Here is a 25381-nt window from a genome sequence, read left to right as displayed (position 1 = left end):
CCGTTCTCCACCAGGCGGCTCAGGGCATCCGGACGTCCTGCCAGGCCTCGCCGCCCAGGCCGTCCAGCAGGCCCCGGGCCCGGGCCTCGCGGATCGCCGAGACCCGGTCGTGGGCCTCGAGCCGAGCGTAGAGGTCGCGCAGGTGCTTGCCGACGGTGCTCTCGCTGATGCCGAGCCGGGAGGCGATGGCCCCGGCCGTCAGACCGCCCTGCATCAGGTCGAGGATCTGCTGCTGCCGCCCGGTCAGCCGCAGCGCCGGGTCGGGTCCGTGCAGGAAGCGCCCGTGGGAGGCCACGACCCCGGCCTGCAGCCCGGCGAGGGCGTCGAGCTCGGCGTCGCTCACCGCGCGGTCGGTGCGGGCGACGAAGTAGCCGCTCACCGTCTCCCCCAGGGCGGCGACGGCCAGGTAGGCCGCGTGCCGCAGCGGCTCACCGGTCGGCCCGCGCAGCGGCAGCGCGTCCCAGCCGAGGTCGGCCATCATGACGTCCAGCCGGAACGGCGGCACGACGCCGGCGGTGCGGCAGAAGGCGGTCAGCGGCCCGCTCTCCCACACCGCGCTCAGCCCGGCCTCGAAGGCGGCGCTCCAGTCCGGGGCGTCGGGCCAGCAGCGGGCGCCGGCGGCGCGGGTGCCGGCGACGGCGAAGACCACGACCGCGGCCCCGGTGACGGCGGCGACCACCGGCAGGGTCGTGGCGGTCGCCGCGCTCAGAGTGGGGGTGTCGGCGAGGGCCAGGGCCAGCCGGAGTCCCGCGTGCTCGGCACCCGTCGCCGCGACCGCTGTGATCGGAGTCACAGGGTCAGTGTAGGGCGGGAGGTGGGATGTGTACCCGCGGAGAGTCAGACATGTCAACGGGTAGTAGAGCTACCAGCGCCCGGTGTGACACCCGGGTCATCCTGGGTACGCGGCGCCGCCCGACCAGAGTGACGCTCACGGGCCGGGCTCCGGGGGGACGTCGCACCACCGTCGCCGGGCGGCGCGACGCGGCTAGATCCAGCCGCGGTCGCGCGCCCGGTGGACCGCCTCGTGCCGGTTGGCCGCGCCCAGCTTGCTGACCGCCGAGGACAGGTAGTTGCGGACGGTGCCCGGGGACAGCGACGCCCGCTGCGCGATCTCCTCGACCGGGCTGCCCTCCGCCGCCAGCCCCAGCACGTCGGCCTCGCGCGGGGTGAGCGGCGAGTCGCCGGCCCCGATCGCCTCGGCGGCCAGCTGCGGGTCGACGTAGCGGCCGCCCGCGGCCACCGTGGCGATCACCTGGACCAGCACCGGGGCCGCCACCGTCTTCGGCAGGAAGCCCCGGACCCCTGCGGCGAGCGCGCTCTTGAGGTAGCCGGGCCGCCCGTGGGAGGTGAGGATGACGCTGGCGCAGCCCGGCACCAGGTCGCGCAGCTGCTCGGCGACGGCGATCCCGTCCAGGCCGGGCATCTGCAGGTCGAGCAGCGCCACGTCGGGCTGCTCCCGGCGGGCCAGGGCCAGCGCCTCGGGGCCGGAGGAGGCCACCGCGACGACGGCGAGGGCGGGCTCCAGGCCCAGCAGCGACGCGAGGGCGTCGCGGAGCAGGGTCTCGTCGTCGGCGAGCAGCACCCGCGTCGTCACGCCGGCACCTCCGCCCGGTGGGCCCGGGCGGCCGGCACGCGGGCCTCCACCGTGAACCGGCCGGCGGCGTGGTGGCGCAGCAGCGTGCCCTCGACGCCGGCGAGCCGCTCGGCCATCCCCAGCAGGCCCGTCCCGCGGCCGTCCGGAGCGGTCGTCCCGTCCCCGGCCCCGTCGTTGGTCACCAGGAGGCGGACCGGGTCCGCGGCCTCGAGGGTGATGAAGCACTCGCCGGCGCGGCTGTGCCGGATGACGTTGGTGACGGCCTCCCGCAGCGTCCAGGCCAGGGCCGCGGCAGCGTCGGGCGCCAGCCGGTCCGCCCCCTCGGCGTGCACGACGCAGCGGATGCCGGCCGAGTCCAGCAGGGCCCGGGCGCCGGACAGCTCCTCGGCGAGGTCGACCCGGCGGAAGCCGCGCACCACCTGGCGGATCTCCCCGCCCGTCTGCTCGGCGAGGGCACGGACGGCGCCGATCTCCGCCGCCGCCTGCTCGGGCCGGTCGCGGCGCAGCAGCTCGGCGGCCAGCTCGCTCTTCAGCGCGACCGCGGCGAGCGTCCGCCCGAACAGGTCGTGCAGGTCCCGGGAGATCCGCAGCCGCTCCTCCGCGACCGCGAGCTGGGCGGCGCGGTGCCGCGCCTCGACCAGCTCGCGGACCACCCGGACCATCCAGCCGGAGGACCAGAACGTGTAGACGATGCCCAGCAGCAGGAGCACCGACACCACGACGAGGGGCAGCACGCCCGCCGGGGGCTGGCGGTCCAGCCGCACCAGGGCCAGGGTCGCCCCCACGGCGGCCACCAGCACGGCGGCCAGCAGCACCCGGTGGCCCAGCGCGCAGGCGATGCTGCCCAGGCTCGCGCCCAGGACGACCAGCGCCAGCGGGAAGGGCAGGTCCCCCATCCGCGTGCCGGCGGTGGCCGCGGCCAGTCCGAGCGAGAGCGCCGCCCAGGCGACCAGCCCGGCCGTGGCCCGCCGGCCCGGGCGCAGCACGGGCGGCCGGCGCCCGTTCGTCGACCAGCGGCAGACGACGACGTTCGCGCCGGTGTGCACCAGGGAGAGGACGGCCAGGGCCGGGCGGTCGACGAAGGACGGCGTCAGCACCAGGGGCTCGGCCAGCAGCAGGACGTAGAGCGAGCTCTGGATGTAGAGCTCGAGCCGGCGGGTGTCGGTGCCCAGGCTGGCGGCGCTGCTGCTCACACCCCGATCCTGCCAGCCCGGGTCCCCTGGCCGGGGCCGCCGAGCCGCCCGGCTCACCGCCGCGGCTCCCACCGGAACGACCGCCGGACCAGGGCGAGGCCGCCCACGAGCCAGCCGACGAGCACGGCGACGTCGACGAGCACCGCCCGGACCAGCGCGCCGCCGACGACCACCTCCGTCGTCACCCGAGCGGGCCCGAAGGCCAGGGCGACGAGGTCGACGACCGGGAACATCGGGGTCAGCTGGGCCAGCACCCGGAGGGCCTCGGGCAGCAGCCCGAGCGGCAGCGACAGCCCGGAGAACAGCAGGGCGACGAGGATCAGCGGCAGCGTCGACAGCTGCGCGGACTCCACCGAGCGGGTGACCACGGAGCAGACCAGCGCGAGCACGGCCCACACCGCCGCCCCCAGCAGCACCGCCGGGACGAGCAGGCCGGGCCGCGGCAGCCCGCCCAGGCCGGTGAGGACGGCGGTGGCGGCCAGCCCCAGCAGGACCTGGAGGACGAGCAGCACCACCAGGGGCAGCGTCATCCCGACCAGCACCGTCGCCGGCCGCGCCGGTGAGGTGTAGAGCCGCTTGAGCGTGTGCTGCTCGCGACGGGCGACCACCGAGGTGACGAGGGTGTAGTGGACGACGAAGAGCAGGGCCGAGCCGGTCACCAGGCCGGTGACGGCCGCCGGGCCGCCCAGCCCGCCGGGCAGCGTCGCGTACAGGCCGACGAAGAGCAGCGGCATCGTCAGCGCCGTGAACAGCGCGGTCCGGTTGCGGAGCAGCAGCGTCACCTCGGCCCGGGCCAGGGCCAGGGCGCGCCGGGCCTCGGACCGCAGGACGGCGGGCGCCGGCGTCGCCGTCGGGGACGGGAGAGCGGGGGTCGGGACGGGCGTGGTGGTGGTCATCAGCGGGCTCCTGCCGGGGTCGGGGCCGACGCCGGGGTGCGGGCGACGTCGAGGAAGGCCTGCTCGAGGGTTCCCGGCAGGACGGTGAGGTCGGGGAGGTCGCGGCCGTCGGCCCAGCCGAGCAGGGCGGTGAGGACGGCGGGCGGGTCGAAGGTCTCCAGCCGAGCGCGCGGGCGGCCGCCCTGCTGATCGCAGGTGACGGCGGCGCCGAGGACGGCCCGCAGGCCGTCCAGGTCGGCCGGGTCCTGCACCGCGAACGAGATGCGGGTCGGCTGCCGGGAGACGATGTCGTGCAGCGTCCCGGACGTGGCCACCGCGCCCTCGTGCAGGATGGCGATCCGGTCGGCCAGCTCCTCGGCCTCCTCGAGGTAGTGGGTGGTGAGCAGCACCGTCGTCTCGGCGTCGAGCAGGCTGCGGACCAGGTCCCAGGTGGCCCGGCGGCTCTGCGGGTCCAGGCCGGTGGTCGGCTCGTCGAGGAACAGCACCTCGGGCCGCCCCATCAGCGCCAGGGCCAGGTCCAGCCGCCGGCGCTCGCCGCCGGACAGGCTCTCGATGGGCGACCCGGCGCGGTGGTCCAGCACCACCATCCCGAGCGCCTCCGCGACGCTGCGGGGCCGGTCCAGCGTCCGGTGCCACAGCGTGGCCATCTCCGCCACGGTCAGCGCGCCCGGGAAGCCGCCCTCCTGCAGCATGATGCCGATCCGCGGCCGCAGCCGGGCCCGGTCGGCCCAGGGGTCGAGGCCGAGCACCCGGACGCTGCCGCCGCTGGCCGGGGCCAGTCCCTCGACGACCTCGAGCGTCGAGGTCTTGCCGGCGCCGTTGGTGCCCAGCAGGGCGAGGAGCTCCCCCCGGTGCACCTCGAGGTCGACACCGCGGACCGCCTCGTAGCCGGCGTCCGCCCCCCGGGAGCGACGGCCCGCGCCCCGGTAGCGGCGGCGGAGCCCGCGGACCTCGACGGCGGGGCGCTCGGGGTCCGGCGGGCCGGACCGGAGGACGGAGGAGGGGGCGGGAGCGGTCATGTCCCCACCGTCCCCCGGGTGCGGGCGCCCGGGTAGTGCGCGGCCTCACCGGCTCCGGTGAGCGGCTCCCGGGTCGGGGATGACGTCTGTCACGCGCCGGCGCCGGGCAGCGCCGGGGTCCAGCTGGCCAGCAGCGGGAGCATCCGGGCGGTGGCCGAGCCCGGCCGGGCGGTGTAGACCACCAGGTGCTGGTCCGGGTCGTGCGGCGCGCGCACGACCTCGACGTCGAAGGAGAGCGGCCCGGCCACCGGGTGGTCGATCTCCTTGGCCGCTGGGGCGAGGTCGCGGACGGCGTGGTCGGACCACCAGCGGTCGACGTCGGGGTCGGCGCGGAGCTCGGCGACCAGCGCCGCCAGCCGCCGGTCGTCCGGTTCCCGGCCGGCCTCGCGGCGCAGCGTCGCGACGGTGGCGGCGGCGAAGTCGGCCCAGTTCGTCACCCGCTCCCGCGCCAGCGGGTCGAGCAGCAGGAAGCGCGCGAAGCTCGATCCCGCGGGCAGCTCGGCGACCACCGCGGCGAAGAGCCCGTTCGCCGCCAGCACCTCGGCGCGGCGGCCCAGCAGCAGGACGGGCCGGTGGTCGAGCGACGCCATCAGCCGCAGCAGCCCGGGGTCGGCGCGCTGCCGTCCCGCCGGCGCCGGCCGACGCCCCGCGTCGGGGTCCGCCAGCTCCCGCAGGTGCGCCTGCTCGACGGCGTCGAGCCGCAGCGCCCGGGCCAGCGCGTCCAGGACCGCCCGCGAGACGTGGGCCTGCCGGCCCTGCTCCAGCCGGCTGTAGTAGTCGGCGCTGACCCCGGCCAGGACCGCCAGCTCCTCCTTGCGCAGCCCGGGGACCCGCCGCGGCCCGGGGAACGCCGCGATGCCCGCCCGGGCCGGCGTCAGCGCGTCCCGGCGGGAGCGGAGGAAGGCGCCCAGGGCGGCGCGGTCGCGGCTCACGGGGCCAGCCTAGGAGGCCCCCGTCCTCCGTGCCTGGTCCTGGCGTGCCCAGGTCCGACGGGGTCTGGGCCGGGCGTCCCGCGCGCCGTAGACCTGGGCCCATGACCTCCACGACCGCACGGCGGCCCGCCCCCGAACCCACCACCTCCCGCCCCCTCACCGGGCGGCACGCCCTCGTCACCGGCTCCACCAGCGGCATCGGCGCCGCCGTCGCCCGCGCGCTGTCAGCCGCCGGGGCGGCCGTCGTCGTCAGCGGCCGGGACGCGGACCGCGGCGCCGCCCTGGTCGCCGAGCTCCGCGCGGCGGGCGGCGAGGCGCACGTCGTGGCCGTCGACCTCGCCGGGTCCTACGCGGGGCTGCGCCGCTTCGCCGTCGAGGCCGCCGCGGCGCTCGGCGGGCACGTCGACCTGCTGGTGAACAACGCGGGCCTCTACCCCGTAGGCGCCACCGAGGACCTCCCCGACGCCGACCTCGACGCCATGCTGGCGGTGAACGTCCGGGCCCCGCACGTCCTGGTCGGCGCCCTCGCACCGGCGATGGCCGCCCGGGGCGCGGGCGGCATCGTCACCGTCGGGTCCTGGATGGCCCGGGTCGGCAGCCCCTTCGGCGCCCTCTACACCGCCACCAAGGCGGCGGACGAGCAGCTGACCCGGGCCTGGGCCGCGGAGTACGGCCCGCGCGGTGTGCGGGTGAACGGGGTCGCGCCCGGGGTGACCCTGACGCCGGGGAACGCCGCCGCGCGGCCGGTGCTGGACGCGATGGCGGCCACCACCCCGGCCGGCGTGGTGGTCCGGCCCGAGGACGTCGCCGCGGCCGTCGTCTTCCTGGCCGGCGACGGCGGGCGGATGGTCCAGGGGACGACGCTCGCCGTCGACGGCGGCATCGGCGGCACCCGGCTGGGCTGAGCGAGCGGACGGGGCCGCTCCGCGCGGGAGCGGCCTCCGTTCGCCCACGGCGGACGCCGGAAGAATCTTCTCGGCGACAGCCTTGAGTCGATGTCGCTCAACCACCGGGCGACCCGTTCCTGGAGGTAACCCTCATGTCGACCACCCGGCTCCCCGTCCTGTTCCTGACCGACCTCGTCGTGCTTCCCGGCATGGTCGTGCCGATCGAGCTGGACGACGCCGCCCGCGCGGCCGTCGACGCCGCCAACTCCCACAGCGACGGGCACCTGCTCGTCGCCCCCCGCCTCGAGGACCGCTACGCCTCCTACGGCGTCGAGGCCTCCATCGTGCAGATCGGCCGGCTCGCCAGCGGCGAGGCCGCCGCCGTCATCCGCGCCGAGCAGCGCGTCCGCATCGGCTCCGGCGTGTCCGGCCCCGGCACCGCCCTCTGGGTGGAGGCCGAGGAGCTCGGCACCGAGGGGCACGACAGCGAGGAGGTGACGAAGCTGGCCGCCGAGTACAAGGCGCTGGTCGTCGCCACGCTGCAGCGCCGCGACGCCTGGCAGGTCATCGACACCGTCAACAAGGTGACCGACCCCTCCGCGCTCGCCGACCTGGCCGGCTACGCCTCCTGGCTCACCGACGCTCAGAAGCGCCAGCTCCTCGAGACCCCGGACGTGGCCGAGCGGCTGCGCGTCCTCGTCACCTGGGCCAAGGACCACCTGGCCGAGACCGAGGTCAACGACAAGATCGCCGACGACGTCCGCGAGGGCATGGAGAAGAGCCAGCGGGAGTTCCTGCTCCGCCAGCAGCTCGCCGCCATCCGCAAGGAGCTCGGCGAGGACGAGCCCGACGGCGCCCAGGACTACCGGACGCGCGTCGAGGAGGCCGACCTGCCCGACGACGTCCGCAAGGCCGCGCTGCGCGAGGTCTCCAAGCTCGAGCGGGCCAGCGACCAGAGCCCGGAGTCGGGCTACCTGCGGACCTGGCTCGACACCGTCCTCGACCTGCCCTGGGGGCAGCGGACCACCGACACCACCGACGTCGTCGGCGCCCGCGAGGTGCTGGACGCCGACCACCACGGCCTGGAGGACGTCAAGGACCGGATCGTGGAGTACCTGGCCGTCCGCTCCCGCCGCGCCGAGCGGCACCTCGAGGTCGTCGGCGGCCGCGGCTCCGGTGCCGTGATGGCGCTCGTCGGCCCGCCCGGGGTCGGCAAGACCTCCCTGGGTGAGTCCGTCGCCCGCGCGCTGGGCCGGAAGTTCGTCCGCGTCGCCCTGGGCGGCGTCCGCGACGAGGCCGAGATCCGCGGGCACCGCCGCACCTACGTCGGCGCGCTGCCGGGGCGGATCGTCCGGGCCCTCACCGAGGCCGGCTCGATGAACCCCGTCGTGCTGCTCGACGAGATCGACAAGGTCGGCGCCGACTACCGCGGCGACCCGGCGGCGGCCCTGCTCGAGGTCCTCGACCCCGCGCAGAACCACACCTTCCGGGACCACTACCTCGAGGTCGACCTCGACCTCTCCGACGTGGTCTTCCTGGCCACCGCCAACGTCATCGAGACGATCCCGCAGGCGCTGCTGGACCGGATGGAGCTCGTCCAGCTGGACGGCTACACCGAGGACGACAAGATCGCCATCGCCCGGCAGTACCTGCTCCCCCGCCAGCTCGGCCTCGCCGCGCTGACCGAGGACGAGGTCCGGGTCGACGACGAGGCGCTGCGCGAGATCGCGGCGGACTACACCCGCGAGCCGGGCGTCCGCCAGCTCGAGCGGCTGCTGGCCAAGGCGATGCGCAAGGCGGCCACGAAGCTGGCCCGGAGCGAGAGCCCCGAGCCGCTGGTCATCGACCGCTCGACGCTGCGCGAGTACCTCGGACGGCCGCGCTTCACCCCCGACGCGCACGAGCGCACCGCGGTGCCGGGCGTCGCGACCGGGCTGGCCGTGACCGGGCTGGGCGGCGACGTCCTCTTCATCGAGGCCAGCGCGGTGCCGGCGGGCGAGGGGTCCACCGGCTCCGGGGGCGGCGGGCTGACCCTCACCGGGCAGCTGGGTGACGTCATGAAGGAGTCGGCGCAGATCGCCCTCTCCTACGTCCGGGCCCACGCCCACGAGCTGGGGATCACCGACACGTCGGTGCTCTACGGCCCGATCCACGTCCACGTGCCGGCCGGCGCCGTGCCGAAGGACGGCCCCTCGGCGGGCGTCACCATGGTGACGGCGCTGACGTCTATGGCGCTGGGCCGCCCCGTCCGCGGGGAGGTCGGGATGACTGGCGAGGTCACCCTGAACGGCCGGGTGCTGCCGATCGGCGGCCTCAAGCAGAAGCTGCTCGCCGCCCAGCGGGCCGGGCTGACGACGGTCTTCGTGCCGCAGCGCAACGAGCCCGACCTGGACGACGTCCCCGCGGACGTGCTGGAGGCGATCGACGTCCGGCCGATGACCGACGTCGCCGCCCTGGTCCGGCAGGCCATCGAGCCCGCCGCCGAGCAGGCGGAGCGGCTCGCCGCCTGACGGCGGACGGACGCACCAGCGGCCGGGTCCACCCCTCGGGGCGGGCCCGGCCGCTGCGCGTCCGGCGGTGGTGCGGGTGGCCGTGGCCGGCGGCACCCGCAGGTGCCGTCGGCTGTCGGGCTAGGAGGCGGCCGGCGGGGTGCCGCGGTCGGCGATGCCGGCGGGACGCTCGGCGGCGTCCTGCTCGGTCAGCGGCTCGGTCGGCTCGGCCGGGTCGCGCCGCGACTTCAGCAGGCTGGCCACGGTCGTGATGGCCAGGGTGCCGACGATGACCAGCAGCGAGAACCAGATCGGGATCTCCCCGCCCCAGGGCGCCCAGTCGGCCCAGTGGTACTCGTGCAGGGCGTGCAGCACGAGCTTGACGCCGATGAAGGCGAGGATGACCGAGAGGCCGAGGGAGAGGTAGACGAGCTTCTTCAGCAGGCCGCCGATGAGGAAGTACAGCTGCCGCAGGCCCATCAGCGCGAAGACGTTGGCCGCGAAGACCAGGTACGGCTCCTGGGTGAGCCCGTAGATCGCCGGGATCGAGTCCAGGGCGAACAGCAGGTCGGTGCTGCCCAGGGCGACGATGACGAAGAACATCGGCGTGATGAAGCGCTTGCCCTGCTCCTTGACCGTCAGCTTGGTGCCGCGGAAGTCCTCGGTCGCGTTGAAGCGGCGGCGGACGAGCCGCATCAGCGGGTTGTCCGGGGCGTCCTCCTCGTCGTCGTGCTTGCGGTAGTCGAGGAACAGCTTGACCGCGGTGTAGACGAGGAACGCGCCGAAGATGAAGAACACCCAGGCGAACCGCTCGATGGCGGCGGCGCCGACGGCGATGAAGATGCCGCGGAAGATCAGCGCCAGGATGATGCCGACGAGCAGCGCGAACTGCTGCAGCTCGCGGGGCACCTTCAGCTTGCTCATGATGATGAGGAAGATGAAGAGGTTGTCGACCGAGAGGCTGTACTCGGTGATCCAGCCGGCGAAGAACTCCCCGGCGTACTGGCCGCCCGAGACGAACCAGACCCCCAGGCCGAACAGGACGGCCAGCCCGACGAAGAAGCCGATGGCGATCGAGGCCTCCTTCGTGGAGGGCTCGTGCGGCCGGCGGCCGATGATGAAGACGTCGATCGTGAGGATCGCGACCATCACCACGACGGTGATGGCCCAGGCGTAGGGGTGAACGTGCACAGGGGTACCTTCCGAGACAGGTCAGGAGACGTCGAGGTCTCGGAGGTCTCTTCCGCCAACCGAGTTGACCGGGGCACCGGGAGGCGCGGTCCGGGCGTCGCCCGCCCACGCACGTCCGTGATGACGATGCCGACGCGAGGGAATACTCCCCTCCGCCGGTCAGTATGGCAGCCCGGGCCGCGGATCTCGACCCCGTCCGGACCGGCCCTGGCTGCTAGCGGCTGGCCTCCACCATCTGCCGCAGCTCCTTCTTGAGGTCGGAGATCTCGTCGCGCAGCCGGGCCGCCACCTCGAACTGCAGGTCGGCGGCCGCCCCGTGCATCTGGGTGGTGAGCTCCTGGACGAGGTCGGCCAGCTCGCCCGCCGGCATCCCGCCCAGCCGACGGCCGTGGTCGGCCCCGGCCTTGAGCCCGAGCGCCGGCACCGGGGACTTGCCCTTGCCCTGCGGGCGGCCGCTCAGCAGCTGCTCGGTATCGGCGTCCTCGCGGGCGAGCATGTCGGTGATGTCGGCGATCTTCTTCTGCAGCGGCTTGGGGTCGATGCCGTGCTCGAGGTTGTAGGCCACCTGGATGTCGCGCCGCCGGTTGGTCTCGTCGATGGCCTGGGCCATCGAGTCGGTGATCGAGTCGGCGTACATGTGCACCTGGCCCGACACGTTGCGGGCCGCGCGGCCGATCGTCTGGATGAGGCTCTTCGCGCTGCGCAGGAAGCCCTCCTTGTCGGCGTCGAGGATGGCCACCAGCGACACCTCGGGCAGGTCGAGGCCCTCGCGAAGCAGGTTGATGCCGACCAGCACGTCGTACTCGCCCATCCGCAGCTCGCGGAGCAGGGCGACCCGCTGCAGCGTGTCGACCTCGGAGTGCAGGTACCGGGTCCGGATGCCGTTCTCCAGCAGGTAGTCGGTGAGGTCCTCCGACATCTTCTTGGTCAGGGTGGTGACCAGGACCCGCTCCTTGCGCTCGACGCGGAGCCGGATCTCCCCCATCAGGTCGTCGATCTGGCCCTGGGTGGGCTTGACGATGACCTCGGGGTCGATCAGGCCCGTCGGGCGGATGATCTGCTCGACGAAGCCGTCGCCGCGCGCCAGCTCGTAGTTGCCGGGCGTGGCCGAGAGGTACACCGTCTGGCCGATCCGCTCGACGAACTCCTCGAACCGCAGCGGCCGGTTGTCCATGGCACTGGGCAGCCGGAACCCGTGGTCGACCAGCGTCCGCTTGCGCGACATGTCGCCCTCGTACATCCCGCCGATCTGCGGGATGGTCACGTGCGACTCGTCGACGACGAGCAGGAAGTCCTCGGGGAAGTAGTCGAGCAGGCAGTAGGGCGCGGTGCCGCGGCCGCGGCCGTCGATGTGGCTCGAGTAGTTCTCGATGCCCGAGCAGGTCCCGATCTGGCGCATCATCTCGATGTCGTAGCTGGTGCGCATCCGCAGCCGCTGGGCCTCGAGCAGCTTGTTCTGGCTCTCGAGCTCGGCCAGCCGCTCCCCCAGCTCGGTCTCGATCCGGGCGATGGCCTTCTCCATCCGCTCGGGCCCGGCGACGTAGTGGCTGGCCGGGAACAGGTAGATGTGCTCGTCCTCGGTCACCACCTCCCCGGTGAGCGGGTGCAGCGTGCTGAGCTTCTCGATCTCGTCGCCGAAGAACTCGATCCGGACGGCCAGCTCCTCGTACATGGGGAACACCTCGAGGGTGTCGCCCCGCACCCGGAACGTGCCCCGGGTGCCCGCGAGGTCGTTGCGGGCGTACTGGATGCCGACGAGCTGCCGGAGCAGGGCGTCGCGCTCGATCTCCTGGCCCACCTTGAGCGCGACCATCCGGTCGACGTACTCCTGCGGGGTGCCCAGGCCGTAGATGGCCGACACCGTGGCCACCACGACGACGTCGCGGCGGGTCAGCAGCGAGTTGGTCGCCGAGTGCCGGAGCCGCTCGACCTCCTCGTTGAGCGAGGAGTCCTTCTCGATGTAGGTGTCCGTCTGCGGCACGTAGGCCTCAGGCTGGTAGTAGTCGTAGTACGAGACGAAGTACTCGACGGCGTTCTTCGGGAAGAAGTGCCGGAGCTCGTTCGCGAACTGGGCGGCCAGGGTCTTGTTGGGCTGCATGACCAGGATGGGGCGCTGCACCCGCTCGGCCAGCCAGGCGACGGTGGCCGTCTTGCCGGTGCCGGTGGCGCCGAGCAGGACGACGTCCTGCTCGCCGGCGTTGATCCGCCGCTCCAGCTCGGCGATGGCCGTCGGCTGGTCGCCCGACGGCTCGAAGTCGCTCACCACGTGCAGGGGTGCCACGACGCGCTGGAGGTCTTCGAGGGGACGCATGCGGGAAGCCTACGCGCGGCCTCCGACAGTTTTCCGGCCCGCGCGTCAGCCCCTCGCGAACAGCGGCGAGGGCGCTCCCCCACCCGCCGGAAGCGCCCTCGTCGGGTCGGGGGCTAGCCCGCGACCTGCGTCTTCAGCATCGAGGTCACCATCGAGGAGAAGTCCTCGTCCACCTGCTCGGTGTCGGAGCCGGCGGTGAAGTAGACGGTCCCCAGCACGGTCACGCCGTCGCTCTCCCGCACCGACACGACCGTGTAGACGAGGACATCGCTGGACCCCTGCCCGCCCGACACGGTGACCTGGGCGAGGCAGCTGGCCCCGCTCAGCCCCGACGAGCCCAGGTCGACCTTCTTCGGGTCGGCGAGCTTGGCGTCCGCCCCGCCCTCGGCGACCTGCTTGTGCCACGCGGTGCAGAGCTGGCCCGGGTTGGTGCCCGTCTCCAGCTCGAGCGCCTGGCCGAGGAAGAGCTCGTCGCCGTTGGACAGCTGGGCCAGACCCTTCGCCTTCTTGGTGACCTCCCAGCCCTGCGCGGGCACCAGCGCGATGTCGTTGCCGAGGTCGACCGCATCACCGGCCGGCTGGCCGCCGCCCGAGGAGGGCGTCGGGTCCGGCTCGGGGCTGCTCGACGCGCTGGGCTCGTCGGAGGGCTCGGTGCTCGGCGGCTCGGACGGCTCCGCCGACGGGTCGGCCGAGGGGTCGTCCGGCGGGGCCGTGGGCAGCCCCGGGCTGATGGTCGTCGTCGGCTGGTCGCCGTCGTCCCCGCCGAAGACGAGGGCGATGCCGCCGATCAGCACCAGCAGCGCGAGCGCCCCGCCGACCAGGCCGAGGATGAGCCCGGTGCTCTTGCCGCGCGGGGACGGCCCGGCCGGGCCGCGGCCCCCGCCGCCGTAGCCGGGCGGCTGCTGCCCGTACCCGGGGGCCCCGTACCCCTGGGCCCCGTACCCCTGGCCCCCGTAGCCCTGGCCCCCGTACCCCGGCGGGGGCTGCTGCCCGTAGCCGGCGGGCGGCCCGTAGGCGGGCTGCCCGCCGTACCCGGGCTGGCCCGGCGGCGGCCCCTGCGGCGGCAGGCCGCCCTGGCCCTGGTCCCACGACCCCGGCTGCTGGCTCATGCCCGGTCCTCCTCACCGGCGACCGGACGGCGGACCTCGGTGACGTCCTCCGAGGGCGGTGGCTCCTCCGGCGGGCCCCCGGCCGGGGCGGCCGACGTGGCCCCTGCGGGCGACATTGGTCCGGCCCCGGCCAGGGCCGGGACCCCCGCGCGCTCGGGCTTGGCCTGGACGCGGACGGCGGTCCCGCAGGCGTTGCAGAAGGCGGCGTGGTCCAGCAGCGGCATCTCGCAGCGGCCGCAGAACTGGAGGTCCCCGTCCTCGCCGGCCCCGCGCTCACGGGCTGACCGCTCCAGGGCGGCCTCCATCAGGCCGGTGTGCAGCACGACGCGCAGGCGCAGGATCAGGACGCCGAGGATGAGCAGGCCCCAGAGGACGCTGAGCAGGACGGCCAGGGTGGGGCTGCCGACGAAGGAGAAGAGGTAGGTCCCCGCCTGGTAGGCGACGTTCGCCAGCACGGCCAGCAGCACCGCCCGCACGTAGCGCGGCGTGAAGCCGTCGTAGCCGCGGCCCAGGCCCGAGAACTCGGCGCAGGCGAGGCCGGTCGCGGTGCCCATGACCAGGGGCTTCACGAAGCCCTCGAGGAAGACCAGCGAGGCCCACAGCCCGGCGTTCTGGTCCTGGAGCCCGCCGGTCAGCAGGTCCCAGTGCCGCACCAGGGTGTCGAAGCAGGCGTACGCCACGCCGCTGACCACGCCGAACGTCAGGCCGTCCATCAGGTCGTCGAACGAGGGGCGGCTGGCCAGCACGACGGGCCCGACCTGGCGGATCAGCTCCCCGACCACGGGGACGAGGACCGCGACGAGCAGGAAGGTGCCGAGCCGCGGGGCCGCGCTCAGGGTGCCGTCGAGGCCGGTGGGCGCGAAGGGCACCGGACCGCGCAGGAACGTCCAGAGCACGGTGAACACCAGGGCCAGCCCGCCGGTGAGCAGGAAGGCGAGCGCCGTCACGGGGAGCGGCTCGTCCTCCCACAGGTTCACGTCGTAGAGGTACACGACGTAGACGACCGGGATGGCGAAGGCGGCGACCAGGACGGCGATCGGCATCGCGCCGAAGATCGCGGCGACCAGGGCGACGACCAGCGAGACGGTCAGCGCCAGCCGGTAGGTCTGGGGGCGTTGGCCGGCACCGCGGGGCATGATCGAGGAGATCAGCGCGAAGGACGCGACGGGCTCGTCGGGCTTGGCGGCGAAGGACTGGCGGCGGTCGGTGTCCCCCGACCGCTGGTCGAGCCCGCAGACCTGGCAGAAGTGGGCGACGTCCGGGAGCACGGCGCGGCAGCGTGGGCATTCCACAGTGGTTCGTTCCCTCTCGACGGGTCGGGTCGGGCCCGACGCCTGTGCACGGTGCGGGACCGGGACACCCCGCCCGGCCCGGCGCACGAGGGAGTATGTCAGCCGGGGGTGTCGCCCGGGGTGAGTTCTGCCCACAGCGCGCGGACCTGCCGCCGGAGGTCGTCGGGGCCGCCCTCGTTGTCCAGCACGCGGTCGGCGACGGCCAGCCGCTCGGCCCGGCCGGCCTGTGCCTCGACGCGGGACCGGGCCTCCGCCTCGTCCAGCCCGCTGCGCTCGCGGAGCCGGCGCAGCTGGGTCGCGGGCTCGAGGTCGACGACGACGCAGAGGTCGAAGTCCCCGGCCTGGCCGGTCTCGACGAGCAGCGGGATCACGTGCACCACGACGGCGTCGGGCGGGGCGGCGGCCTCGATCTCGGCGGCGCGGGCCCGCACCCGGGGGTGGACGACCCGCTCGAGGTCACGACGGGCGCCGGCGTCGGCGAAGACGACCCGGCCCAACGCCGCGCGGTCCAACCGGTCGCCGTCGAGGACGTCCCGCCCGAAGCGCTCGACCACCTCCGCGAGCCCCGGCGTCCCGGGCTCGACCACCTCCCGCGCCAGCACGTCGGCGTCGACCAGCACGGCCCCCAGGGCCGCCAGCTCGTCGGCGGCCGTGCTCTTCCCGGAGGCGATCCCGCCCGTCAGACCCACCCGCAGCATGGCGTCAGCCTAGGCAGGTCGGCGTCGCCGGGCCCGGAACGGCACGAGGCCCTCCCACCGGACGGTGGGAGGGCCTCGTGGTCGAGCTCAGCGCTGGTGCCGGACCGGGGTCCGGCTCAGCCGGGGGTGGTGCCTCAGGAGGCGCCGCCCGTCAGCTTCTCGCGCAGGGCCTGCAGGGCCTCGTCGGAGGCCAGCGAGCCCTCCGGCGCGGCGGAGCTGCTGGCCGGGGCCACGTCGGCGGCAGGAGCGCCACCGCCGGTGCTGCCGCCCGAGGAGTAGCTCGCGGGAGCCGCCGCGGTGACCTCGGCGTTCTCGGCGTCCTCGACCTGCTTCTTGTGCGCCTCCCAGCGGGCGTGGGCCTCGGCGTACTGCTGCTCCCAGGCCGCGCGCTGCTCGTCGTAGCCCTCGAGCCACTCGCCCGTCTCGGAGTCGAAGCCCTCCGGGTACAGGTAGTTGCCCTGGTCGTCGTAGGACGCCGCCATGCCGTACAGCGTGGGGTCGAACTCCTCGGAGTTGATGTCGACACCCTCGTTGGCCTGCTTCAGCGACAGCGAGATGCGGCGACGCTCGAGGTCGATGTCGATGATCTTGACCAGGACGTCGTCGTTGACCGTGACGACCTGCTCGGGGATCTCGACGTGGCGCTCGGCCAGCTCGGAGACGTGCACCAGACCCTCGATGCCCTCCTCGACCCGCACGAACGCACCGAACGGGACCAGCTTGGTGACCTTGCCGGGCACGATCTGGCCGATCTGGTGGGTCCGGGCGAAGGCCTGCCACGGGTCCTCCTGCGTCGCCTTCAGCGACAGGGAGACACGCTCGCGGTCCATGTCCACGTCGAGCACCTCGACGGTGACCTCCTGGCCGACCTCGACGACCTCGGAGGGGTGGTCGATGTGCTTCCAGGACAGCTCGGAGACGTGCACCAGGCCGTCGACGCCACCCAGGTCCACGAAGGCACCGAAGTTGACGATGGAGGACACGACACCCTTGCGGATCTGGCCCTTCTGCAGCTGCGTGAGGAAGTTCTGGCGGACCTCGGACTGCGTCTGCTCGAGCCACGCACGGCGGGACAGGACCACGTTGTTGCGGTTCTTGTCCAGCTCGATGATCTTGGCCTCGAGCTCCATGCCCACGTAGGGCTGCAGGTCGCGGACACGGCGCATCTCCACCAGCGAGGCGGGCAGGAAGCCGCGCAGGCCGATGTCGATGATGAGGCCACCCTTGACGACCTCGATGACGTGGCCGGTGACGACGCCGTCCTCTTCCTTGATCTTCTCGATCGTGCCCCAGGCGCGCTCGTACTGAGCCCGCTTCTTGGACAGGATCAGGCGGCCCTCCTTGTCCTCCTTCTGCTGGACGAGGGCCTCGATCACGTCGCCGACGCTGACGACCTCGAACGGGTCGACGTCGTGCTTGATGGACAGCTCTTTGGAGGGGATGACCCCTTCGGTCTTGTAGCCGATGTCCAGCAGGACCTCGTCACGGTCGACCTTGACGACGGTGCCGGTGACGATGTCGCCGTCGTTGAAGTACTTGATGGTCGCGTCGATCGCGGCCAGGAAAGCCTCGGCCGAGTCGAAGTCGTCGACTGCGACCTGCGGGGGTGCCTCGAGGGAGGACGTCATGTAGTAGGGCTCCGATAGTGGAAGGTGTGGGTGTTCCGGTGTGCTGCGGCCGCCCGTCGAGGGGAGGACCTGCTGCGTGACAACCTGCTGCTCAAACCCACACGTGGTGCTTGGACCCAGACCTGACCCGACAACTGACGAACCCTCGACACGCGCGACCTGCTCCGTCCGAGGTCGCGCAGGCCACAGCGACATCTCAGGATACGTTCGGGCTGCGGCAGGGTCAAACGTGCGGTCCCCTCGTGGACCGGCCCCCGCCCGCCGCTCCGGCGGCACCGCCTAGCCTCGCAGGGACGCAGCACGTCCGGGACCACCCCGGGCTCGAGGAGGGGACACGATGAGCGGCTTCCGCGGCACCGACGACACCGGCCGGGTGGCCGACCCGCTGACCCCGGAGAGCCTGCGGCCCCTGCTCTGGGAGGCGGCGGCCTCGGTGCTCGTCGAGCCCGTCGACGGCACCGCGGGGAGCCGGGCGCTGGCCGTCCGCGCCCCCGCCGGGCGGTGGCGCGTCGAGGTGGGCCGGCCGGGTGAGGACGCGGTGGTGGCCACCGTGCCCAACACCGACGCCGCCTTCGACGCCCTGCGCTCGTGGGCGGCCGACGACGGCTGGTGGCTGGAGGCCTTCACCTGGACCCCCGCCGGCTAGGCCCGGCCGGCCGCGCTCAGTGCGCGGCCTCGTGCCAGGAGCGGCCGACCCCCACCGACACGTCGAGGGGCACCGTCATCTCCACGGCCTGGCCCATCTTGTCGCGCACCAGCTGCTCCAGCGCCTCGCGCTCGCCCGTGCCGACCTCGAAGACGAGCTCGTCGTGCACCTGCAGGAGCATCCGGCTGCTCATCCCCGCGTCGGCCAGCGCGCGCTCGACGTCCAGCATGGCGACCTTGATGATGTCGGCGGCCGAGCCCTGGATGGGCGCGTTGAGCGCCATCCGCTCGGCCATCTCGCGGCGCTGCCGGTTGTCGCTCATCAGGTCGGGCAGGTAGCGCCGGCGGCCGAGGATCGTCTCGGTGTACTCGGTCTTGCGGGCGTCGGCCACCAGCGAGCGCAGGTAGTCGCGCACGCCGCCGAAGCGCTCGAAGTACTCCTCCATCAGCGCCTTGGCCTCGGAGGTGTCGATGGTGAGCTGCTGGCTGAGGCCGAAGGCGCTGAGCCCGTAGGCCAGGCCGTAGTTCATCGCCTTGATCTTGGCCCGCTCCGCCGGGGTGACGGCGTCCGGCTCGACGCCGAAGACCCGGGAGGCGGTGACGGTGTGGAAGTCCATCCCCGAGCGGAACGCCTCGACGAGGTCGGCGTCGTCGCTGGCGTGGGCCATGATCCGCATCTCGATCTGGGAGTAGTCGGCCGACATCAGCGACTCGTAGCCGGTCCCGACGACGAACGCCTCGCGGATCCGCCGGCCCTCCTCGGTGCGGATCGGGATGTTCTGCAGGTTCGGGTCGGTGCTGGAGAGCCGGCCGGTGGCCGCGATCGTCTGCACGTAGGTGGTGTGGATGCGGCCGTCGTCGGCGACGGACTTCAGCAGCCCCTCGACGGTCTGCTTGAGCCGGATCGCGTCGCGGTGCACCAGCAGGTGGGCCAGGAAGGGGTGCTCGGTCTTGGCGTAGAGGGACTGCAGCGCGTCCGCGTCGGTCGTGTAGCCGGTCCGGGTGCGCCGCGTCTTCGGCATCCCCAGCTCCTCGAACAGCACCACCTGCAGCTGCTTCGGCGAGCCCAGGTTGATCTGCTTGCCGAGCACCTCGTAGGCGTCGTTCGCCGCCTGGGTCACCTTGGCGCCGAAGTCGGCCTCCAGCGCCTGCAGGTGGTCGAGGTCGACGGCGATGCCCGTCTGCTCCATCCGGGCCAGCGTGCGCAGCAGCGGCAGCTCGACGCCGTTCAGCAGGCTGGTCCCGTTGCGCTGGGCGATCTCGGCGTCGAGCGCGTCGGCCAGGTCGATGACGGCCCGGGCCCGGACCATGGCCGCCTCGGCCGCCAGCCGGGTGCCGGAGTCGTCGTCGCCGAAGTCCAGCGCCTCCTGGTCGGTGTCCAGCGCGTCCGGCAACCCCTCGACCTTGAGCTCGCGCTTGAGGTAGCGGACGGTGAGGTCGGCGAGGTCGAAGGTGCGCTGGTCGGGCCGGGTGAGGTAGGCGGCCAGCTGGGTGTCGGAGGTCAGGCCGTCCAGGTCCCAGCCGCGCGCCCACAGCGCCAGCAGCGGGCCCTTGGCGTCGTGCATGGCCTTGCGGTGGGTCGGGTCGGCCAGCCAGCGGGCCAGCGCCTGGTCGTCGGCCGGGGTGAGCTGCTCGACGTCGACGTACGCGGCGGCGCCGTCGGCAGCGGCCAGGGCTAGCGCGGTGATGTCGCCGGTGCCCGAGCCCCAGTGGCCGATGACGTCGACGCCGGTGCGCTCCCCCGCCGCGTGCTCGACCAGCCAGGCGGCCAGCGCGTCCTGGGCCAGCACCTCACCCGTCAGCTCGAAGCCGCCCTCGGGCAGCACCTCCTCCTCGTTCGGCAGCGCCTCCAGCAGGCGGTCGCGCAGCACCCGGAACTCGAGGCCGTCGAAGAGGGTGTGGGTGGCCTCGCGGTCCCACGGCCGACGGACCAGGTCGTCGACGACGACGTCGAGCTCCAGGTCGCGGACCAGCGCGTTGATCTGCCGGTTGCGCAGCACGTCCTCGGTGCGGGCCTGGAACTCGGTGGCGGCCTTGCCCTTGAGCTCGCCCGCGTGCGCGACCAGCTCCTCGAGGCTGCCGTACTGCTGCAGCCACTTGACGGCGGTCTTGGGGCCGACGCCCGGCACCCCGGGCAGGTTGTCGCTGGTCTCGCCCACCAGCGCCGCCAGGTCCGGGTACATGGTGGGGGTGGCGAAGTACTTCTCCTCGACCGTGGCCGGCGTCATCCGGGCCAGGTCCGAGACGCCCTTGCGCGGGTAGAGCACGGTGACGTTCTCGGTCACCAGCTGGAACGCGTCGCGGTCGCCGGTGCAGATGAGGACGTCGAAGCCCTGCGCCTCGGCCTGGGTGGCCAGCGTGCCGATGACGTCGTCGGCCTCGAAGCCGGGCTTCTGCACGTAGGGGATGTTGAGGGCCTTGAGGACCTCGCGCACCAGGTCGACCTGGCCCTTGAACTCGTCCGGCGTCGCGCTGCGGTTGGCCTTGTACTCGGTGTAGATCTCGGAGCGGAACGTCTGCCGGGACACGTCGAAGGCCACGCCGACGTGGGTGGGCGCCTCGTCGCGCAGGACGTTGATGAGCATCGAGGTGAACCCGAAGACGCCGTTGGTGTGCTGCCCGGTCTGGGTGGAGAAGTTCTCGACGGGCAGCGCGAAGAACGCCCGGTAGGCCACCGAGTGGCCGTCGATGAGCAGCAGCTTGGGCCGGGACGGCGGCGCCGCGGCCGCGGCGGCGGCGTTCTTGGCGGCTCTGGAGGAGGGGGCGGTCTTCGCGGGCACGCGCTGACTCTATCCGCGACCGCTGACAACGCCCGGGTTGCTTAGGCTGGGCCGGTGACCAGCCCCGAGAGCCCCGCCGTCCCCGCCTGGTACGCCGGGATGACCAGTGCGCTGGACGCGAAGATGGGCCTGGAGGTGCTGGAGCTGACGCCCGAGCGGGTGGTGGGCCGGATGCCCGTCGAGGGCAACACCCAGCCGATGGGGCTCTGGCACGGCGGCGCCTCGTGCGTGCTGGTGGAGACGCTGGGCTCCATCGGCGCCGCGGCCCACGCCCGTCCCGGGCGGGTGGCGGTGGGCGTCGACATCAACGCCACCCACCACCGCTCGGTCCGCCGCGGCTGGGTCACCGGCACCGCGACGGCGATCCGGCTCGGCCGCGCCGTGGCCAGCTACGAGGTCGTGCTGACCGACGACGACGGCCGCCGGGTCTGCACCGCGCGGCTGACGTGCCAGCTGGTCGACCCGCGCTGAGCGCCGGCCGGGACCGCCTCAGTCCTCGCCGAGGTAGGCCTTGCGGACGGCGTCGTCGGTGAGCAGCTTCGCGCCGGTGTCCTCGAGGACGATCGAGCCGACCTCGAGCACGTAGCCGTAGTCGGCCAGCGACAGGGCGGCCTGCGCGTTCTGCTCGACCAGCAGGATGGTCACGCCCTCGGACTTGAGCTCGGTGATCGTCGACATGATCCGCTGCATCATCAGCGGCGACAGCCCCATCGACGGCTCGTCGAGCATCAGCAGCTTGGGCCGGCTCATCATGGCCCGGCCGATGGCCAGCATCTGCTGCTCCCCGCCGGAGAACGTGCCGGCGGGCTGGGCGCGCCGGGTGCGCAGGATGTCGAACAGGTCGAAGACCCGCTCGAGGTCCTTCGCGATCCCCGCCTTGTCCTTGCGGGCGAAGGCCCCCAGCCGCAGGTTGTCCTCCACCGTCAGCCGCGGGAAGATCCGCCGCCCCTCGGGCGAGTGCGCCAGCCCACGGGTGGTCACCTCGTGGGCCGGGACGGCGTCGATCCGCTCGCCCTCGAACCAGATCTCGCCCTCCTCCGGCCGCAGCAGGCCGGAGATGGTGCGCAGGGTGGTCGTCTTGCCGGCGCCGTTGGTGCCGACCAGCGTCACCACCTGGCCCTTCTCGACGCTGAAGCTGATGCCCTTGACCGCGCGCACGCGGCCGTAGGCGACCTTCAGGTTCTTGACCTCGAGCATCGCGGTCACGCGTCCAGCTCCTTCTCCAGCTCCGAGGCGTCCTCGGGACCGGTCCCGATGTAGGCCTCGATGACGCGCGGGTCCGACTGCACCTGCGCGGGGGTCCCCTCGATCAGCGCCTTGCCCTGCACCAGGCAGAGCACCCGGTCGCAGAGGGTGAAGATGAAGCGCATGTCGTGCTCGATCACCACGATCGCCAGCCCGGAGTCGCGGATCTTGAAGATCAGCTCCTCCGCCTGCCGGGTCTCCTGGGGGTTCATCCCGGCCGTCGGCTCGTCCAGCAGCAGCAGCTTCGGGTCGGTGGCCAGCGCGCGGGCGATCTCGAGCCGCCGCTGGTCGCCGTAGGGCAGGTTGCGCGCGAGGCTGTCCGTCGTGTGGCCGAGGCCGACGAAGTCCAGCAGCTCCTGCGCCCGGTGCCGGGTCGCGGCCTCCTCGCGGCGGTACTTCGGCCCGCGGATGATCGAGGTGAACGGTCCCGCCGTCGTCCGGCAGTAGCGCCCGACCATGACGTTCTCGAGCGCCGTCATGTTGCCGAACAGCCGGATGTTCTGGAACGTCCGGGCCATCCCGGCCAGCACGACCTTGCGCGGCTTGGGCGGCAGCACCGCGCCGTCGAAGACGACCCGGCCGCTGGTGGGCAGGTACAGCCCCGTCAGGCAGTTGAAGAAGGTCGTCTTGCCCGCGCCGTTGGGCCCGATGAGGCCCATGATCTCGCCGCGGTTGACCCGGAAGTTCACCGAGTCGACGGCGGTGAGGCCGCCGAACCGCATGGTGACGTCCTCCGCCACCAGCATGGCCTCGCCGCTCGCCCGGTCCTGCGCCGGAGCCGTGTCCACCGCCGTCATGTCGTCGCCCCCTTCAGCGTGCTGGGTTGGATCTGGTCGTCGATCCGCTCGGCCAGGTCCTCGTCGTCCTCGTGGAACTCCAGCTGCCGTCGGCGGCTGGCGATCAACCCCTCGGGCCGGAAGCGCATCATGACGACGAGCGTCAGGCCGAAGAGCAGGAGCCGGAACTCGCTGACGAAGCGGAGCTTCTCGGGCAGCAGGATCAGCAGGGTCGCGCCGACCAGCACCCCGAGCACGGTGCCCATGCCGCCCAGCACGATGGCGGCCAGCAGGAACGCGGACTGGAGGAAGTTGTACTGGTCGGGGGTGACCGAGACGTCCTGGTGCGCCTTGACCGAGCCCGCCACCCCGGCGAGGAACGCACCGCCGGCGAAGGCGAAGAGCTTGAGCCCGAAGACGTTGACGCCCATGGCCTCGGCCGCCTTCTCGTCCTCGCGGATGGCCACCCAGCCCCGCCCGATGCGGGAGTTGTTGAGCCGGCTGAAGACCAGGATGATCAGCGCGATCACCACGAGCAGCAGGAAGTAGTAGTTGGAGAACCGGCCCAGCGGGATGCCGAGCAGCTCGTGCGGGTCGCCGAAGTCGAACCCGAGCAGGTTGAGGTCGGGGATCGCCGGGATGCCGTTGGAGCCGCGGGTCAGGTTGGGGCCCGCCTCGCCGTCCAGGTTGATCATGGTGATCCGGAAGATCTCGCCGAACGCCAGCGTGACGATGGCCAGGTAGTCCCCCGACACCCGCAGGGTCGGCGTGCCGATGATGAGGCCGAGGGTGGCCGAGACCAGCCCGCTGATCAGCACCACGACGATGAACGGCGGGTGGACGTCGAGCGTCGAGAACGCCGACCGGGACAGGATCGCCGCCACGAAGGCTCCGGCCCCGAGGAACGCGATGTAGCCGAGGTCGAGCAGGCCGGCTAGGCCGACGACGATGTTCAGGCCCATCGCAGCGGCCGCGAAGATGATCACCTGGGTGGCGATGGACATGTTGGCGTCCGAGCCGTCCTGGGTGAACGGGAACAGGAAGGCCACGAGGAAGGCGGCCAGGATCAGCACCTTCTTGTGCCGCTGCGAGACCGCCGACAGCCAGCCCATCACGCCGACGGCGAAGAGGGTGGCGATGACGGCGCCCGCGAAGGCGATGAAGCTGACGAAGGTGCCGGCGTCGTCGTTGTCGAGGGCGTAGGCGATCCCGAACAGCGCGGCCGCCATCACCACGACGATCGCGAGCAGCTCCAGCCACGACCGCGCCTGCGCCCGGTGGAGCGTGGGCTCGGGGCCGCGGGCGACCAGCCGGGTGCCGCCGAAGGCGAGCAGCGCGCCCACGAGGGCGACCCAGCCGCCGTACTCGACATTGACGAGGCCGCCGAGCTCGGCGGCGATGGAGACCACGACGACGCCGGTGAAGACCAGGGCCCCGGCGGACGCCGCCCGGGCCGCGCGCAGCCAGCCGACGCGCGGCCGGCCCCGGCGGGCCGGCAGGAACCGCGGCCCGAGCAGCGCGACGACGACGAGCAGCCCGAGCACCATGCCCATGAACTGCAGCGGCGACGGGTCGACCAGGTAGGTCATGTTGTCGAGGGCCTCGCGGCTGTAGGCCCAGGGCAGCAGGCCCGAGACCAGGACGAGCGCGCCGCCGACGAGGGCGGCCAGCCGGCCGCGGGAGCCGTGCCGCTCCTGCAGGGCGGGGGTGACGAGCACAGGACGCCTCATGCCCGGTCCACCACCCTCGCGCCGAGCAGACCTTGCGGACGGAAGACCAGCACGAGGATGAGCAGCACGAACGCCCACACGTCCTTCCAGGCCGAGCCGCCGAAGGTGCCGGGGATGTACGAGGTCGCGAGGACCTCGACGACGCCGAGCACCAGGCCGCCGACGACGGCGCCGTTGATGTTGCCGATGCCGCCCAGGACGGCGGCGGTGAACGCCTTCAGGCCGGCCAGGAAGCCGATCTTGAAGTCGATGTTGGTGTAGCGCAGCCCGTACGCGAGCCCGGCCACCGCGGCCAGGGCGGCGCCGAGCGCGAAGGCCACCATGATGATCCGGTCGACGTTGATGCCCATCAGCCGCGAGGTGTCCGGGTCCTGCGAGGTCGCCTGCATGGCGCGGCCCAGCCGCGTCTTGTTGACGAAGACGAACAGGATCACCGCGCAGACGACGAGCGACACCAGGGTGAACAGGGCCGCCCGCTGGATGACGACGCCGCCGGGGGTGAAGGCCGGGCCGGTCACGACGTCGATCTGCGGGAAGGAGATGGCCCGCAGGGAGTCCGGGAAGGTCGGGATCCGGCCGTAGAACAGCCGGACGAACTCCTGGAGGAAGATCGAGACTCCGATGGCGGTGATCAGCGGGGCGAGCCGCGGCGCGTTCCGCAGCGGGCGGTAGGCGAACCGCTCGGTGAGCAGCGCGACGCCGACGGCCACGGCGATGCCGCCGATCAGCATGAGCGGGAGCAGCCACAGGCCCGTGGACCCGCTGCCCCGGCCGAGGACGAGCCACACGGTGAGCGACCCGAAGGCGCCCATCATGAAGATCTCGCCGTGGGCGAAGTTGATCAGCTGGACGATGCCGTAGACCACGGTGTAGCCCACCGCGATCAAGGCGTACAAGGCCCCCAGCGAGAGACCGTTGATCAGCTGTTGCAGGACGTCCACCCGTGGCCCCCTTCCGTTGCGTGGT

General features: G+C 73.2%; 21 protein-coding genes. 4 read left to right on the top strand and 17 right to left on the bottom strand.

Going from position 1 to position 25381, the window contains the following annotated elements; genetic code table 11:
* Nucleotides 1–19: 19 nt before the first annotated feature.
* The 6 genes from JOF54_RS22025 to JOF54_RS16855 form a co-directional block, all read right to left on the bottom strand.
* Nucleotides 20–793, bottom strand: a complete 774-nt coding sequence (locus JOF54_RS22025) for a response regulator transcription factor (RefSeq protein WP_210057915.1) — start codon at nucleotides 791–793, stop codon at nucleotides 20–22.
* 192 nt (nucleotides 794–985) lie between these two features.
* Nucleotides 986–1594 carry a response regulator transcription factor gene (locus JOF54_RS16875; protein WP_210057913.1) on the bottom strand — a complete coding sequence of 203 codons (609 nt, stop codon included), beginning with the start codon at nucleotides 1592–1594 and terminating at the stop codon, nucleotides 986–988.
* Nucleotides 1591–2787, bottom strand: coding sequence for a sensor histidine kinase (locus tag JOF54_RS22020; RefSeq protein ID WP_210057911.1), 1197 nt, complete (start codon nucleotides 2785–2787; stop codon nucleotides 1591–1593). Before JOF54_RS22020 ends, JOF54_RS16875 begins: the two co-directional genes overlap by 4 nt.
* A 53-nt stretch (nucleotides 2788–2840) precedes the next feature.
* Entirely contained in the window at nucleotides 2841–3683 is an 843-nt protein-coding gene (locus JOF54_RS16865) for an ABC transporter permease (protein ID WP_210057909.1), read from the bottom strand.
* On the bottom strand, nucleotides 3683–4702 hold the full coding sequence (locus tag JOF54_RS16860) for an ABC transporter ATP-binding protein (protein WP_210057907.1): 1020 nt from the start codon (nucleotides 4700–4702) through the stop codon (nucleotides 3683–3685). The genes JOF54_RS16865 and JOF54_RS16860 overlap by 1 nt, the downstream gene beginning before the upstream one ends.
* 89 nt (nucleotides 4703–4791) lie before the next feature.
* A complete protein-coding gene (locus JOF54_RS16855) occupies nucleotides 4792–5634 on the bottom strand; it encodes a helix-turn-helix domain-containing protein (protein ID WP_210057904.1) in 843 nt (280 codons plus the stop codon).
* 101 nt (nucleotides 5635–5735) lie between these two features.
* Between JOF54_RS16855 and JOF54_RS16850 the strand changes: the two genes are divergently transcribed.
* Both JOF54_RS16850 and lon read left to right on the top strand, forming a co-directional pair.
* Nucleotides 5736–6539 (top strand): SDR family NAD(P)-dependent oxidoreductase, encoded by an 804-nt coding sequence (locus tag JOF54_RS16850; RefSeq protein ID WP_210057902.1) that lies wholly within the window; start codon nucleotides 5736–5738, stop codon nucleotides 6537–6539.
* A gap of 134 nt (nucleotides 6540–6673) precedes the next feature.
* Nucleotides 6674–9031 (top strand): endopeptidase La, encoded by a 2358-nt coding sequence (gene lon / locus JOF54_RS16845; RefSeq protein WP_210057900.1) that lies wholly within the window; start codon nucleotides 6674–6676, stop codon nucleotides 9029–9031.
* Between the two features lie 120 nt (nucleotides 9032–9151).
* Here the strand turns inward: lon and JOF54_RS16840 are convergent, their stop codons facing one another.
* The 6 genes from JOF54_RS16840 to rpsA form a co-directional block, all read right to left on the bottom strand.
* Nucleotides 9152–10201, bottom strand: a complete 1050-nt coding sequence (locus JOF54_RS16840) for a TerC family protein (RefSeq protein WP_210057898.1) — start codon at nucleotides 10199–10201, stop codon at nucleotides 9152–9154.
* Between the two features lie 214 nt (nucleotides 10202–10415).
* Entirely contained in the window at nucleotides 10416–12512 is a 2097-nt protein-coding gene (uvrB, locus tag JOF54_RS16835) for an excinuclease ABC subunit UvrB (protein WP_210057896.1), read from the bottom strand.
* Nucleotides 12513–12625: 113 nt separating this feature from the next.
* Nucleotides 12626–13621 (bottom strand): hypothetical protein, encoded by a 996-nt coding sequence (locus tag JOF54_RS16830; RefSeq protein ID WP_210057894.1) that lies wholly within the window; start codon nucleotides 13619–13621, stop codon nucleotides 12626–12628.
* Nucleotides 13618–14889, bottom strand: coding sequence for a PrsW family glutamic-type intramembrane protease (locus tag JOF54_RS16825; protein ID WP_210057892.1), 1272 nt, complete (start codon nucleotides 14887–14889; stop codon nucleotides 13618–13620). Before JOF54_RS16825 ends, JOF54_RS16830 begins: the two co-directional genes overlap by 4 nt.
* A gap of 122 nt (nucleotides 14890–15011) precedes the next feature.
* Nucleotides 15012–15611, bottom strand: coding sequence for a dephospho-CoA kinase (coaE, locus tag JOF54_RS16820; protein WP_210057890.1), 600 nt, complete (start codon nucleotides 15609–15611; stop codon nucleotides 15012–15014).
* 134 nt (nucleotides 15612–15745) lie between these two features.
* Entirely contained in the window at nucleotides 15746–17239 is a 1494-nt protein-coding gene (rpsA, locus tag JOF54_RS16815) for a 30S ribosomal protein S1 (RefSeq protein WP_210057888.1), read from the bottom strand.
* Between the two features lie 337 nt (nucleotides 17240–17576).
* On the opposite strand from rpsA, the gene JOF54_RS16810 reads away from it, so the two are divergent.
* On the top strand, nucleotides 17577–17885 hold the full coding sequence (locus tag JOF54_RS16810; protein ID WP_210057887.1) for a hypothetical protein: 309 nt from the start codon (nucleotides 17577–17579) through the stop codon (nucleotides 17883–17885).
* 16 nt (nucleotides 17886–17901) lie between these two features.
* Here JOF54_RS16810 and polA read toward each other — a convergent pair whose 3' ends face one another.
* Nucleotides 17902–20664: a DNA polymerase I gene (gene polA, locus JOF54_RS16805; protein WP_210057884.1), complete on the bottom strand. Its 2763-nt coding sequence runs from the start codon at nucleotides 20662–20664 to the stop codon at nucleotides 17902–17904.
* A gap of 54 nt (nucleotides 20665–20718) precedes the next feature.
* Between polA and JOF54_RS16800 the strand changes: the two genes are divergently transcribed.
* The gene (locus tag JOF54_RS16800; protein ID WP_307804300.1) at nucleotides 20719–21135 is read left to right on the top strand and encodes a PaaI family thioesterase; all 417 of its coding nucleotides are present in this window, start codon (nucleotides 20719–20721) and stop codon (nucleotides 21133–21135) included.
* Between the two features lie 18 nt (nucleotides 21136–21153).
* On the opposite strand, the gene JOF54_RS16795 is transcribed toward JOF54_RS16800, so the two are convergent.
* The 4 genes from JOF54_RS16795 to JOF54_RS16780 are packed head-to-tail and all read right to left on the bottom strand — an operon-like array spanning nucleotide 21154 to nucleotide 25356.
* Nucleotides 21154–21861: an ABC transporter ATP-binding protein gene (locus JOF54_RS16795; protein WP_245360473.1), complete on the bottom strand. Its 708-nt coding sequence runs from the start codon at nucleotides 21859–21861 to the stop codon at nucleotides 21154–21156.
* Nucleotides 21862–21866: 5 nt separating this feature from the next.
* Complete coding sequence (locus JOF54_RS16790) at nucleotides 21867–22706, bottom strand: ABC transporter ATP-binding protein (RefSeq protein ID WP_210057881.1); 840 nt, start codon at nucleotides 22704–22706, stop codon at nucleotides 21867–21869.
* Nucleotides 22703–24415: a branched-chain amino acid ABC transporter permease gene (locus tag JOF54_RS16785; protein WP_210057879.1), complete on the bottom strand. Its 1713-nt coding sequence runs from the start codon at nucleotides 24413–24415 to the stop codon at nucleotides 22703–22705. Before JOF54_RS16785 ends, JOF54_RS16790 begins: the two co-directional genes overlap by 4 nt.
* On the bottom strand, nucleotides 24412–25356 hold the full coding sequence (locus JOF54_RS16780; protein WP_210057877.1) for a branched-chain amino acid ABC transporter permease: 945 nt from the start codon (nucleotides 25354–25356) through the stop codon (nucleotides 24412–24414). Before JOF54_RS16780 ends, JOF54_RS16785 begins: the two co-directional genes overlap by 4 nt.
* Nucleotides 25357–25381 lie beyond the last annotated feature (25 nt).

The sequence above is a fragment of the Microlunatus capsulatus genome (assembly GCF_017876495.1).
Lineage (GTDB): Bacteria > Actinomycetota > Actinomycetes > Propionibacteriales > Propionibacteriaceae > Microlunatus > Microlunatus capsulatus.
The sequence above is the reverse complement of the archived record's forward strand: the minus strand, read 5'-3'. Positions and strand labels throughout refer to the sequence as shown.

Bases quoted from the DNA above. Each gene is read 5' to 3' on its own strand.
- JOF54_RS16865 (WP_210057909.1), bottom strand. From the start codon at position 3,683: ATGACCACCACCACGCCCGTCCCGACCCCCGCTCTCCCGTCCCCGACG.
- JOF54_RS16860 (WP_210057907.1), bottom strand. From the start codon at position 4,702: ATGACCGCTCCCGCCCCCTCCTCCGTCCTCCGGTCCGGCCCGCCGGAC.
- JOF54_RS16850 (WP_210057902.1), top strand. From the start codon at position 5,736: ATGACCTCCACGACCGCACGGCGGCCCGCCCCCGAACCCACCACCTCC.
- lon (WP_210057900.1), top strand. From the start codon at position 6,674: ATGTCGACCACCCGGCTCCCCGTCCTGTTCCTGACCGACCTCGTCGTG.
- uvrB (WP_210057896.1), bottom strand. From the start codon at position 12,512: ATGCGTCCCCTCGAAGACCTCCAGCGCGTCGTGGCACCCCTGCACGTG.
- JOF54_RS16830 (WP_210057894.1), bottom strand. From the start codon at position 13,621: ATGAGCCAGCAGCCGGGGTCGTGGGACCAGGGCCAGGGCGGCCTGCCG.
- coaE (WP_210057890.1), bottom strand. From the start codon at position 15,611: ATGCTGCGGGTGGGTCTGACGGGCGGGATCGCCTCCGGGAAGAGCACG.
- rpsA (WP_210057888.1), bottom strand. From the start codon at position 17,239: ATGACGTCCTCCCTCGAGGCACCCCCGCAGGTCGCAGTCGACGACTTC.
- JOF54_RS16810 (WP_210057887.1), top strand. From the start codon at position 17,577: ATGAGCGGCTTCCGCGGCACCGACGACACCGGCCGGGTGGCCGACCCG.
- JOF54_RS16795 (WP_245360473.1), bottom strand. From the start codon at position 21,861: ATGCTCGAGGTCAAGAACCTGAAGGTCGCCTACGGCCGCGTGCGCGCG.
- JOF54_RS16790 (WP_210057881.1), bottom strand. From the start codon at position 22,706: ATGACGGCGGTGGACACGGCTCCGGCGCAGGACCGGGCGAGCGGCGAG.
- JOF54_RS16785 (WP_210057879.1), bottom strand. From the start codon at position 24,415: ATGAGGCGTCCTGTGCTCGTCACCCCCGCCCTGCAGGAGCGGCACGGC.